Annotated in this window: 12 protein-coding genes; 8 read left to right on the plus strand and 4 right to left on the minus strand. The window is 74.6% G+C overall.

Features of this window, described 5'->3' with window-relative positions; all coding sequences use genetic code 11:
- Nucleotides 1-508: 508 nt before the first annotated feature.
- The 3 genes from ACIBH3_RS33795 to ACIBH3_RS33805 all read left to right on the plus strand — a co-directional run bounded on the left by ACIBH3_RS33795 (nt 509) and on the right by ACIBH3_RS33805 (nt 3,805).
- Nucleotides 509-913: a transglycosylase SLT domain-containing protein gene (locus tag ACIBH3_RS33795; protein WP_396315938.1), complete on the plus strand. Its 405-nt coding sequence runs from the start codon at nt 509-511 to the stop codon at nt 911-913.
- Between the two features lie 268 nt (nt 914-1,181).
- Entirely contained in the window at nt 1,182-1,898 is a 717-nt protein-coding gene (locus ACIBH3_RS33800; protein WP_396315939.1) for an ABC transporter ATP-binding protein, read from the plus strand.
- A complete protein-coding gene (locus tag ACIBH3_RS33805) occupies nt 1,895-3,805 on the plus strand; it encodes a hypothetical protein (protein WP_396315940.1) in 1,911 nt (636 codons plus the stop codon). The genes ACIBH3_RS33800 and ACIBH3_RS33805 overlap by 4 nt, the downstream gene beginning before the upstream one ends.
- Nucleotides 3,806-3,900: 95 nt before the next feature.
- Here ACIBH3_RS33805 and ACIBH3_RS33810 read toward each other — a convergent pair whose 3' ends face one another.
- The gene (locus ACIBH3_RS33810) at nt 3,901-4,944 is read right to left on the minus strand and encodes an anti-sigma factor RsbA family regulatory protein (protein ID WP_396315941.1); all 1,044 of its coding nucleotides are present in this window, start codon (nt 4,942-4,944) and stop codon (nt 3,901-3,903) included.
- Nucleotides 4,945-5,187: 243 nt separating this feature from the next.
- On the opposite strand from ACIBH3_RS33810, the gene ACIBH3_RS33815 reads away from it, so the two are divergent.
- From ACIBH3_RS33815 to ACIBH3_RS33825, 3 genes are all read left to right on the plus strand, one after another.
- Nucleotides 5,188-6,336 carry a mechanosensitive ion channel family protein gene (locus tag ACIBH3_RS33815; protein WP_396315942.1) on the plus strand — a complete coding sequence of 383 codons (1,149 nt, stop codon included), beginning with the start codon at nt 5,188-5,190 and terminating at the stop codon, nt 6,334-6,336.
- A gap of 182 nt (nt 6,337-6,518) precedes the next feature.
- On the plus strand, nt 6,519-7,322 hold the full coding sequence (locus ACIBH3_RS33820) for a peptidoglycan recognition protein (RefSeq protein WP_396315943.1): 804 nt from the start codon (nt 6,519-6,521) through the stop codon (nt 7,320-7,322).
- 269 nt (nt 7,323-7,591) lie between these two features.
- Nucleotides 7,592-7,906 carry a hypothetical protein gene (locus ACIBH3_RS33825; RefSeq protein ID WP_396315944.1) on the plus strand — a complete coding sequence of 105 codons (315 nt, stop codon included), beginning with the start codon at nt 7,592-7,594 and terminating at the stop codon, nt 7,904-7,906.
- 135 nt (nt 7,907-8,041) lie between these two features.
- Here the strand turns inward: ACIBH3_RS33825 and ACIBH3_RS33830 are convergent, their stop codons facing one another.
- A complete protein-coding gene (locus tag ACIBH3_RS33830) occupies nt 8,042-9,046 on the minus strand; it encodes a YdcF family protein (RefSeq protein WP_396315945.1) in 1,005 nt (334 codons plus the stop codon).
- A 348-nt stretch (nt 9,047-9,394) separates the two neighbouring features.
- Here ACIBH3_RS33830 and ACIBH3_RS33835 point away from each other — a divergent pair, with 348 nt between their 5' ends.
- Nucleotides 9,395-9,730 (plus strand): hypothetical protein, encoded by a 336-nt coding sequence (locus tag ACIBH3_RS33835; protein ID WP_396315946.1) that lies wholly within the window; start codon nt 9,395-9,397, stop codon nt 9,728-9,730.
- A gap of 70 nt (nt 9,731-9,800) precedes the next feature.
- On the opposite strand, the gene ACIBH3_RS33840 is transcribed toward ACIBH3_RS33835, so the two are convergent.
- A complete protein-coding gene (locus ACIBH3_RS33840; RefSeq protein ID WP_396315947.1) occupies nt 9,801-10,676 on the minus strand; it encodes an alpha/beta hydrolase family protein in 876 nt (291 codons plus the stop codon).
- Nucleotides 10,677-10,819: 143 nt separating this feature from the next.
- Nucleotides 10,820-11,116 (minus strand): hypothetical protein, encoded by a 297-nt coding sequence (locus ACIBH3_RS33845; protein ID WP_396315948.1) that lies wholly within the window; start codon nt 11,114-11,116, stop codon nt 10,820-10,822.
- 341 nt (nt 11,117-11,457) lie between these two features.
- On the opposite strand from ACIBH3_RS33845, the gene ACIBH3_RS33850 reads away from it, so the two are divergent.
- Nucleotides 11,458-11,937, plus strand: a complete 480-nt coding sequence (locus ACIBH3_RS33850; protein ID WP_396315949.1) for a VOC family protein — start codon at nt 11,458-11,460, stop codon at nt 11,935-11,937.
- Nucleotides 11,938-11,950 lie beyond the last annotated feature (13 nt).

Below are 11,950 nucleotides of genomic sequence, written 5' to 3' on the forward strand. Positions count from 1 at the left end.
CATTTCGGACATTTGGGGTGGTGGTTGGGTGAGGGTGCTCACAGGGGGTGGGGGAGTACGGGGTTGCGTAGTTGGTGGTGGGGTGGGGTTGGGGGTGTTGGTGGGGTGGTGTGGGTGTGTGGGTGGGGTGTTGGTGGTTTGGGGGTGGGGTGGTGGGTTTGTGCTGGTGGGGGGGTGGGGTGTTGGGGGTGGGTGGTGTCTGTTTTGGTGGGTTTGGGGTGGTGTGGTGGTGTGGTGGGGTGGGGTTGGGGGTGGGGCTGGGTGGGGGTTGGTCTACGAGGGGGTGTCGTAGGTGGGGGGTCTTGGCGGGGTGGGTGGGGCGCGTTAACAATTGCGGAGTCGCCGAGGCCGCAGCACCTGTCCCGCTGTGGTTCCTCTTCGCCGGGCCCCGTCTTCGGGTGGGTGCCCTGTGCCTGGCCTCCTCGTGTGCACCGGCTCCTGTTCCGGTCGTGTGCCGTGGTGTGGGGGGTGTGGGCGCGCCGATTCCGATTGAGGACCTGTCTTCCTTATGCGTATCTTCTCTTCTTCCCGTCTGCGTACGTCGGCTGCTCTGCTCGCTTCTGCGGCGGGTATTGCCACTTTGGGTAGTGTCGTGGCTCCGGCTGTGGCGTCGGCCGCCACTCCGGCGTCGACGGCGCAGGCTCTGGCCGCGAAGATCGTGCCGGCGAGTCAGCTGGCGTCGTTCAACAAGATCGTGGCTCATGAGAGCAGTTGGAATGTGACGGCGACGAACGCGTCGTCGGGTGCGTACGGTCTGGTGCAGGCGCTGCCGGGTTCGAAGATGGCGTCGGCGGGTGCGGACTGGAAGACCAATCCGGCCACGCAGATCAAGTGGGGTCTGAACTACATGAACGAGCGGTACGGCAGCCCGAACGCCGCGTGGGCGTTCTGGCAGACCCACCACTGGTACTAAGCCGGACCGTTCACTCCGAAAGAGCCACCACCGCGGCGCCCCGGGCGTCGGACAGGGGCCCCGGGGCGAAGTACACGGCAAGGGGCCCGGCGCGCACACCGCGCGCCGGGCCCCTTCGCCGCACCCCCGCACCGGCGGCCGTGCCGGATCCCGGCGGCGCCGCCAACCCGCCGGTCGGGGTGGGAATCTGACGTACCGCCCCGGGGCCGGGAGGCCGTGCCGGGCGTCGGTAGGGTGGGCGGACATCCGTAGCGAGAGGCACCCGTCCATGGCAAAGTCACCCGCCGAGCGCCGCAAGGCCCTGCTCCAGCTCACCGGGGTCAGCCGTACCTACGGCGAACGGCAGGTCCTGCACCCCGTCAGTCTGGCGCTCGCCGCCGGTGAGTGCGTGGCGCTGCTCGGCCACAACGGCTCGGGCAAGTCGACCCTGCTGCGGATCGCGGCCGGACGCGAACTGCCGACCACCGGCACCGTGCACTTCGACGGCCTCCCCATGGACGAGGCGGACCCGCGGATCCGGGCCAGGGTCGCCGTGGTCGGTGACACCGTCGCCTGCTATCCCGACCTCACCGTGCGTGAGCACCTGCAGTTGGTGGCCGTCGCCCACGGGGTGGCGGACGCGCGCAACTGGATCGAGCACGTCCTGACGGAGCGCAACCTCACCGAGCGGGCCGACGCCCTGCCCTCGGCGCTGTCCTCCGGGCAGATGCAGTCGCTGCTGCTGGCCTGCGCGATGGTCCGGCCCCGAGACCTCCTGCTGCTGGACGAGCCGGAGCAGCGCCTCGACCCCGACGCCCGCCGGCAGCTCGCCGAACTGCTCAAGGCCGAACTCGCGGACGGCGTCGCCGTCCTGCTGGTCACCCACCACACCGACCTGGCGCTGGAGGTGGCGGACCGGGTCGTCGTGCTGGAGGACGGCGGCGTGCTGGCCAAGGGTGCCCCGCGCACCGTCCTCGCCGACAGCGTCCGGGGCGGTACCCGGTGAGCGACCACCCCACCCGATCGGCCGCCGCCGCCCAACCCGCCACGACCGCCGCCGCGTTGGACACCCCGGACGGCGACCTGCCGGAGCCGGCTGAGCCTGCCGGGCCCGTGGAGCTCGACGAGCCAGCAGAGCCAGCAGAGCCTGAGGAGTCGGCGGAGTCGGCGGAGCCGGACGAGCACGGGGAACCCGACGAGCCCGACGCGCACCCGCTTACCGTCGAGGACGAGGAACTGCCCGCCGACTGGACGGCGGAGGACGACTGGACCGACGAGGCGCTCGCCCTGCTGCGGACCATGCGCGCCCCTCACCGCCGCAGCCGCGCCGGGCAGATCGCCTTCGTGGTCTACTGCACGCTGCTGGTCCTCGTGGCCTGGGGCGTGACACCGAGCTTCGGCCTGCTCCTCCAGTCCTCGATGGGCGCCGACTACACCGGCCACGGGCCGGCCCTGCTGGCCGCCCTGCCCAGCGGCATCGCTGCGGCGTCCCTCGCCACCATCCTGCTCGCCGCCCGCGACGGGCTCTGGCGCGGCCCGGTGGTCCCGCCCAGGGCCACCGCCGACTGGCTGCTGCCGCACCCCGTCCGCCCCCGGCGGGTGCTGCGGCCGTGGTTCTGGCTGTCCTGCGTGCTGGCCACCGCCCCCGGCGTCGTCACGGCGGCCGGTGCGATGGTCGCCCTCGCCCTCACCGTCCGGGCGGGGCTTCCCGCCGCCTTCGGCTGGTGCGTACTCGGCGGAGTCTGCGTGCCGCTGCTGGCGACCTGTGTCGGCCTGGCGGTGGAGCTCGACGACCGCGTCGCCGCCCTGGTCCGCAGGCTCACCCCCTACCTCGCCGTCGCCGTGCTGCTGCTCGCGACCCAGAGCGTCCTCGCGGCCCAGGGGCACCGGATCGGCTGGCTGGAGGGCGCCGAGCTGTGGTCCGGGCCGTGGGGCTGGGCCGGCCTGGCCGCTCTCGCCCCGACACCGGCCGCCCAGCCGGGCAGCTGGGCGGCCGCCGTACTCCTACTGCTGCTCACGGCCGGCTGCGTGGTGCTCGCCGACCGCTCCTGCGGCAACGTCCCGCCGGCCCGGCTGCGCGAGCGGGCCCGTACCGCCGCCGGGGTGCTGGCCGCCCTGCGGACGGTCGAACTGCGGGCCGCGCGACTGGCCGTAGCCGACGCGACCTCGGGAGCGGGCCGGTTCCGGCTGCGCCTGCCGGCGCCGCGCGCCGCCTGGCTCGCCGTGCCGTGGCGCGACGCGCTGGCGTTGCTGCGCTCCCCGAGCAGGCTGGGACGCTCCGTGCTGCTCTGCGCGCCCGCCGTGCTCTGCGGCTACCTCGTCCACTCCGCCACCGGCGCCGTGACCTGGGCCGCGACGGCGCTCGCGCTGGTCTTCTGCTACCTGGCGGTGGCGCAGCTGCTGGAACCCGCCAGGATCGAGACGGACGACCCCCGCCGGGCCTCCTGGTCGCCGTACCCCTTCGCCGGGCTGATGCTGCGTCACGCGATCGTGCCGGTGACCGGGGGCGTCGCGGTGGCGGCGGCCACGGCGGCGGGGGCCGTACTGGCCGGCGCCGGGAGCCGGGCCTGGCTCCTGCCGGCGGTCGTGCCCGCCATGGTCGCGGCGGGGTTGGTGAACGCCTGCCGGGGGTTCATCCGCCAGCACCTGATGTTCGGCAGTTCCACGGGCAAGCCGGGCTCCGGGGCGGGGCCGCTGGTGTTCGCCGCCTGGTACGCCGCCGGGCCGGCGGTGGCGGTCGTGGTTCTGACGGTGCCGTTCACCACGGCGCTCACCCGGGGCTCGGGCTCCGCCGTGTTCCAGGCCGCGCTCTGGTCAGCGGTGACGGCCGCGGTGCTCCTGTGGTGGGCCCACCAGCGCGCGGTGAAGATCACCAGCAGCAGCAAGCCCGTCGGCGCCGGCGCCGGGAGCTGATCCGCCGGGACCGCTCACCGCGCGCGGTCCCGGTCCCGGCGCGGTCCCACCCGCCGCGTCGCGCGGCGGCGCCCACCTGGGCGCCCGGCGCGGGGTCAGCTGTGGTCGGGCGGTCGGGTCAGGTGCATCCGGATGGTGAACCCCGCGTCGGTGGTGCGGGTCTCGACCAGGTCGCAGAGCTGGTGGATGATCCACAGGCCCCGCCCGCCGGCCGCCGACTCCCGGGCCGGGCGGGCCCGGCCCGCCAGCGGATCGGCCGGCCGCCCCGCGTCGCGGACCTCGGCGATCACCGACCCGCCCTGCACCCAGACCCGCAGGGTGCCCCGTCCGCCGCCGTGTGTCAGGGAGTTGCCGGCCGCCTCGCCGACCGCCAGCACCAGGTCCTCGGTACGTGCGGCGGACAGGCCCAGCCCGGCGGCCCAGGCCCCGGCGCGGTCCCGCGCCGAGGCCAGCTGCCCGGCGCGGTAGTCCATCGCGTGCGCACCGGCCGGCTCCGGCAACGGAGCGTCGCACCGGACCGTCATGGCCACCGGCTCGGTGTACCAGCGGCTGGCCGTCGACACGCCGTTCGCGATCAGGACGGGGTGGGTGCGCCGGGCGTCCGCGAGGACGGCCTGCGGCAGGCCCGCCGTGTCGTACGGGCAGAGGACGGTCGCGCGGCGCCCGGCGAAGGCGAGGTTGATCAGCGCCTCGTGGCGGGTCGCCTCGGTGATCTCGGCCGGGGAGCGCCCGGGCCAGATCGGCTCTCCGACGATCAGGGTGGTGCCGCCGGGGTCGCGTCCGGCGAAGTCCAGGAGCCGGGTGAGGATCCGGCCGGGATTGCGGCCCAGCTCGGTCATGTCCGCGCACTCGGCGCCGTCCAGGGCCGTACCGAGGCCGCTCCGCAGCAGCTCCAGCCGGTGGCCGGGCACCGCGACCAGGACCGGGACGGAGGCCGCCAGCGCGGCCGTGACGAAGGCACCGACGCCCGTGGCGTACTCGCCCTCGTCCCGGTAGAGGAGCGCCGGATGCGCGAAGGCCGCGCCGTCCGGCCCCCGCGGGCCGGTGCCACCGCCCGGCCCGGCCGCCTCCGGCGTGCGCTGCACCAGGACCACCTCACCCAATTCTCCGCCGCTGCCCCGGCGGCCAGTGTCCGTCATGACGGGCCTCTCAAGGGCCGCCTACCCGTGATCGCGCGGGTGACACCGATGCCCGCGCCGGACGGTGGCCGACCGCCGGCCACACGCGTCGCATCTTGCCCGCCCCGCTCCGACCTCGGCGGGAACCAGCGCGGCGGGCGTTGGAGCGGCCGGCGTTAGAGCGGCCCCGATCCGGGCAACCGACCCACCGTGCCCGGGCCCCCTCGCCTGGGCACGCCGCCACGACGAGAGGAGCGGACCCCCGTGCCCTGGTTGACCGTGCTGCGCCCCCTGGCCGTCCTGGCGGCGGTCGCCGCCGCTGCCCTGCTGCTCGACCGCACCGCCGACCGGCTGGTCCACCGGGCGGCGGCCCGCCACCCCGCCAGCCCGGCCTGGCCACTGCTGCGCCGCTGCCGTCCGCCGTTCCTGCTCACCCTGGCGGCGATGCTGCTGCTGGGCGTGGAACCCGGCCTGGGACTGGCCGCCCGTCGGCACGAAGCCGTCCGGCACCTGCTCGTCCTGACGGCCATCGCCGGCTCAGCCTGGCTGGCCTCGCGCATTGCCGCCCTGCTGCTCGACACCTCGTTCAGCAGCTACGCCGCCCGGCGCCAGGACGCCGCGAGGGTTCGCCGGGTGCGGACCCAGACCGCCATGCTGCGCCGGGTCACCGTCGCGGCCATCGCCGTGGTGGCCCTGGCAGCCATGCTGATGACCTTCCCCGGCGTACGGGCCGTGGGCGCCAGCCTGCTGGCCTCGGCGGGCCTGATCGGCCTGGTGGCCGGGGTCGCCGCGCAGAGCACGCTGGCGAACCTGTTCGCGGGCATCCAGCTCGCCTTCGGTGACATGGTGCGGATCGGCGACGAGGTGGTGGTCGTCGGCGACTGGGGCACGGTCGAGGAGATCACCCTGACCTACGTCGTGATCGCCACCTGGGACCAGCGGCGGATCGTGATGCCGGTGTCGTACTTCGCGGGCAAGCCCTTCGAGAACTGGTCGCGCAACGACCCGAGCATGACCGGGACGATACTGCTGCACCTGGACCACAGCACGCCCGTCGCCGAACTCAGGCAGGAGTTCGAGACTCGGCTGCGCAAGAGCGATCTCTGGGACGGCCGGGGCTGCGCCCTCCAGGTGGTCGACACCACGCCCACGACGATCGTCGTCCGCGCGCTGATGACGGCCCGCAACGCCTCGGACGCCTTCGACCTGCGCTGTCTGATCCGCGAGGAGCTCGTCGCCCACCTGCGCTCGGCGCATCCGTACGCCCTGCCCAGGATCGGTGTCGCGCAGGCACCGGTGGAGCCCCGGCCCGCGGTGTCGCCGCCCGCGCAGCCGGAGCCCGGTGGGCGGGTGCCGCCCGGCCGGGCCGGTCTGCCCGGCATGCGGGACGGCGACGACCGGTCCGGGGCCTGAGCCCGCGCCGGCCGGGACCTGCTCCGCCAGTCGGCCGTACGCCGGAATGCGCTCCTGCGGGCGCCGGCCCCGCCCGGACGCGCCCGGACGTCCGGCCGCGTCAGCTCCGCCACCTCGCGCGGACGGACGCGGGTGGCCGACGACGACAGGCGGGAGCGCCTGGCTGTCCGTAGCTTCATGGCATGGACATTGACCGTCGTTTGGTGCTCCGCCGCGTGGTGCAGGCCGCGTCGGCGGCAGCCGTGGTCGCGCTGCCCGCAGCAGGCGGGCCGCGGCGGGTGCTCGCCTCCGGCGACCGCGCGCCGGCCGCACCGATCGCGCCGGCGCTCACGTCCATACGCAAGCTCCCCGCGCCGCCGCCGATCATGCCCTGCACGCTCTGGCAGACCAACCCCGCGCCGCCGGAGGTGCAGTACGACCGGGCGGTGCGGGCGGTGTTCATCCATCACACGGAGAACGGGAACACCTACCGGGCCCAGGCGGTCCCCGACATCATCCGGGCGATCCAGCGGGATCACCGGGAGAACCGCGGCTGGGACGACATCGGGTACAACTTCCTGGTCGACCGGTTCGGCACCGTCTACGAGGGCCGGCGCGGGGGAGTCGACCGGCCGGTCGTCGGGGCTCACACGATCGGCTTCAACCGGGAGACGGTCGGTGTCGCCGCGATCGGCACCTACTCCGCCGGCGCACAGGTGCCCGAGCCGGTCGTGGAGGCGATCGCCCGGCTGGCGGCGTGGAAGCTCGCCGCGGACGGGACCGACCCCCGGGCGCAGTGCGACCTGACGTCGACCAGCAGCGAGAGCCGGTTCCCGGTCAGCACTCACCACGCGTTCAACGCCGTCTCCGGCCACCGCGACGCGTTCTGCACCCTGTGCCCGGGCGATGCGCTGTACGCCCTGATCCCACGGATCATCGAGCGCGCCGCGCAGCTCCAGCTCGACGCCGAACTGCGGGCCCCGGGACCGCCCACCCGCTTCGGGTAGCCGACGCCGACGCGGGTGCCGCCCACCGGAGCCGAGGCCGGGCCGACCGGGCGGCTTCGGCGCCCGGAGGATGGCACCCGCCCGGGGCGAGGACCGATCCGACCGCCCCCTCACCCCCGGCGGGCGGGCCGTCCGCCGGCGGGCGCCGGCCGAGCGGGCCGTCCGGCCGGCCGCCTGCTGAGCGCTCCGGTCCGCTGGCCCGATCGTCGGATCGGCGGAACCGGGTCCGCGGGACGTTTCCGGCCGGCCGGACGGGTGATACGCGGATCATGGGCAGTTATGTGATCACGATCCCCGGTACCGTCCACCGTCCGCTCGACGCGGAGGCCAAAGCGGTCGTCCTGGCCTCGCTCCGGGGCTCCGACCCCGACGAGGTCGGGTCGAAGGTGCCCGACCTGGACGTGCTGACGCTGGACGACAGCGCGGGCACCTTCGTCCTCCGCCTGGAGGTGGAGGCTGCGGACCGCACCGAGGCCGGGGCCGCCGCGCTGGCGGTGGCAACCGACGCGTTCGCGCGGGCCGGCTACGACGAGCGGGAGATCGCGGCCGGGCAACCCCTGGTGACCGGCATCGACGTCGGCTGATCCCCGGGGGCGGGCGGCCCCACGGCGGCCGCCCGCAGGCCGTACCGGCAGGTGCGGCCCCTTCGGTGTGCCCGGTTCTCGGTGGGGCGGGTGGGCGGGCCCCGTTCCGGGCGCGTGCCGGTCGGGCCCGGCGGCTCAGGTGGTCCAGCCCGCGACCGCCCCGATCGCGGCCAACAGCAGGCACGCCCCCGCGTTGGGCGTCCCGTACAGCGCGAGCACCGCGACGAACTCGCGGATGGTGGCGCTGGGCCGGTAGTACGGCGTGGTGTGCGCGCCGAGTACCTGCCCGGGCACCCCCGAGCGGCGCGCCATGACGGCGGAGCGGAACACGTGGAAGGTGCTGGTGACGACCACGCAGCGGTAGCCCGGCTTGAGCTGCTCCATGAGCGCCCGGCTGAACTCCAGGTTCTCCTCCGTGCTGCGCGAGCGGTCCTCCTGCTCGATCCGCTCCGGCGGGCAGCCCAGCGCGACGAGGTGGTCGGCCATCGCCTGCGACTCCGGCACCCGCTCGTCGGTGCCCTTGCCACCGGAGGCGATCACCACCGGGGGACGGCTCCGGCCCGCCTGCACGCGGTACAGGCCGTAGGCGCGCTCCAGGCGCCCGGCGAGCAGCGGGGGCACCCGGTCGCCGTCGATCAGGCCGGCGCCGAGCACCACGATGAAGTCGACGTCCCGGCGCACCGTCAGGCGTGCGTAGAGGATCGCGTAGCCGAGGAAGCAGAGGAAGAGGAAGGCCAGGTAGCCCGCGATCAGCAGGGTGCCGCCGACGAAGGCGCGCAGCGGCTGCGATTGGAGGTGGACGGCCGCGAGCAGCAGCCCGATGAGCGCGAGAATCGCCAGGCCGGCCCCGAGCGAGAGCAGGTTGGGCAGCCGCCTGCCCTCCTCACGGACCATGGTGACGCCGTTGGCGACCAGGAAGACCGCCGCAGCCACCAGGCCCAGGCCGGCGGCGGGCGGTATCGCCACGTCGGCGGCGTCCAGCAGGCCGGCGGGGAGCCGGCCGAGTTCGCCGAGCAGCCCGGCGGCCAGGAAGAGCGCGGCCAGGCCCAGCAGCACCGCGTTCCCGAAGCGGCGGCGATCGCGCCGTACGCCGACGGTGAAGAGCAGGAGGAACGCGAGGGCCAGGACGTAGGCGGGCATGCGAAGGATCCTACGGACCGCCCGTTGCCGTGCTGCTGCTCGCCCCTCCCGCCGAGCCGCTGCTCCCGCCCGGGCCGTTCACCCGGCCGGGCGCCTGCGCCCGTACCGGCTTCGGCGCGGCCCGGAGGGAGGGCCGGCCCGCCCAGGTCCGCCGTCGAGGGCTGTCCGGTGGCGGCCGGTGGCGGCACACCAGTTCGCGGATCGGCCCCGCAGGAGAGTTCGACGGTCATAGTGACTGGAAGGGGTCCGCCCGTTCGCGGCGGGGGAGATGCCCCTCCGCTGCCCGTCCCGACGCGCGGGTCGTGCCCGGCGGTGCGCCGCGTCGCAGTCGCAGAGAGGTCAGAGGTGATGGCTGTTCAGCTTCCGGCACCGGCGGTCGACGAGGCCGACGGCAGCACGATCAAGGCGGGCTTCCGGCCGCAGGTGACGGTGCGGATCGCGCCGTACCGAGGCATGGCGGTGGGGGACAAGGTGAGCGTCCACTGGGGCGAGGGCACCGGCCGCTGCACCAACATGCTGTGGCTCACCGAGGCGATGGTCGCCACGGGCGGTGACATCCTGGTCGTGGTGCCTGGGCGGTACGTGGACTCCCACGCCGGCCGGGAGGTGCCCGTGTTCTACACGGTCGAGCAGGCCCGCCGCATCGCGGACTCCGCGGAACTGCTGCTGTCCGTCGAGGAGTAGGGCGTGCCCGCCCGGGCCTCCGCCCTCGCGGGGCCCTCGCACCCGCGTTCGCACCCCCCTGCGGTGGTGGTCAGCCGAGAACCAGTCTCAGCGCGTCCATCACGTGGGGCCAGGCCGCGGAGCCCGGGTCGATCAGGTCGAAGTGGCCCGCGTCGGGCGGCTCGATCAGCTTCGCGCCGTGGGCGGTCGCGTACCGGCGTGCCGGCTCCACCGGGAGGGCCTCGTCCTGGTCGCCGTGCACGAGCACGACCGGGGCGCGGGAGGCAGCGACCGGCGCGAGGTTCGCGGGGTCCGGCGTCGCCGGTCCGGGTACGACGGGGGTGAGTACTGCCGGGTCGAGTGCCGCCGGGTCGGTCGCCGCGTACCGGTCCGGTACCTCGTCCGGGCCGCCGTCGAGGAGTTCGGCCACGGCGCCGCGGCCGCCACCGAGGCGGTGTGTCCCGGCGAGGTCGGTGACCGCCGCCAGCGCCACCACCCCCGCCAGAGGGGGAAGGCGGTCGGTGTGCCCGGGCGCACCGTCGGGCAGCCGGTCCCGGAGCGACGCCCACAGGGCGAGGTGGCCGCCTGCGGAGTGCCCGAGGTACACCACCCGGTCGTGGTCGACGCGGCCCGGGAACTCCCGCTCGATCAGTCCCGGCAGCGTGTCCGCCGCCGTCGCGACATCGGTGAAGGTGTTCGGCCAGCCGCCGCCCGCGCCGACCCGCCGGTACTCCACGTTGGCCACCAGGTACCCGTCGGCGGCCAGGGCGTCGGCCACGACGCCGACGTGCAACCGGTCGTGCTCGGCCCGCCAGAACCCGCCGTGCAGCAGCAGCACCAGCGGAGCCCGGCCGTCCGGGTGCCCGGGCAGCGTGATGTCCGCGACCTGGTCCCGGTGCGTCCCGTACCTGACGGTGGCCACCTGCCCCCGAGGCCCGCCGGTCCGCCCCTCGTCGCCCACCGCCATGGTCCGCCCCCCGAGATCGACTTCGCCGAGGGCACTCTAACGGCCCGTGCGGGACGTGGTGCGCGGAGGTCGGATGGGTGGTGGCCCCGGTCCGGTGCGATCCTCTCGCTCAGCCGTTCGGCCGAGGAGTTCGGCCGAGCCGTTCAGCGCGGCGTGCGGGGAGCCGGCCGCTGTGGATCGGCGGTGCGGATCCAGCGGGTGAGGGCATCGATGACGGCCTGGTCGAGCTTGGTGAGCTGGCGCATCGCGGCGACATCACCGACCGCCATCGGCACCCGGGCATCGGTGAGGGCGTCGGCGAGCTGGATCCAGTGGTTGGCGTTCTCCGAGATCTGCAGGGTGTCCTGCCGGCCGTGGCGCAGCTGGACGGTCGCGGCGTCCCGCCCGGGGGCCGTGGCACCGGCCCGTTCGGTGCTCGGGGTCGGGGGGAGGGGAAGCATCAGGGTCCACGCCTCGCGTGGATCTGCGCGGTTGCGGCGGTCGTCGTGCGAGGCGGTCACGGGCAGTGCAACGGGCCGCGTGGCCGCCTGGGCACGCCCGGCCGGCGGAGTTCACCCGCATGCCGACCGGATCACCGCGCGAAGGTGCCGGGCGGGTGCGTCGAACGGCCGGGGGAGGCGCCAGGCCGTGGGCCGCCTGTTCGGGTGGTTCACCGCGCGGCGAAGCGCTCGCGACGTCCGTCGCCGGGCGTGACCATGTATGACGTGCGGGATCAGGACGGCGCGTCGCCGGTGCGAGCCGCCGGTACGCGCACACACACCCACGTGCTGGGAGGTACCAGATGACCACCGAAGGCTTCACCACATGTCTGTGGTTCGACGGGCAGGCCGAGGAGGCGGCGAACCACTACCTGTCGATCTTCAAGGACTCCGAGCTCGGGAGGATCATTCGCACCACCGAGGCCGGGCCCGGTCCTGTGGGATCGGTGCTGACCGTCGACTTCAAGCTGAACGGGCAGAAGTTCGTGGCCCTGAACGGCGGACCGATGTTCACCTTCAACGAGGCGGTCTCGTTCCAGATCCACTGCGACGACCAGGCCGAGGTCGACTACTACTGGAGCAAGCTCTCCGAGGGCGGCCAGGAGGTCGCCTGCGGGTGGCTGAAGGACAGGTACGGCGTGGCCTGGCAGGTCACGCCGTCCGTCCTGCTCGACATGATCAGCGACCCCGACCAGGAGAAGGCGGCCCGGGCCACCCGGGCGATGCTCGGGATGGTCAAACTCGACATCGCCGCTCTCCGCAAGGCCTACGCCGGGGAGTAGCGGGGCCGGAACC

It is taken from the genome of Kitasatospora sp. NPDC050543 (assembly GCF_044457565.1).
In the GTDB taxonomy this organism is placed as follows: Bacteria; Actinomycetota; Actinomycetes; order Streptomycetales; family Streptomycetaceae; genus Kitasatospora.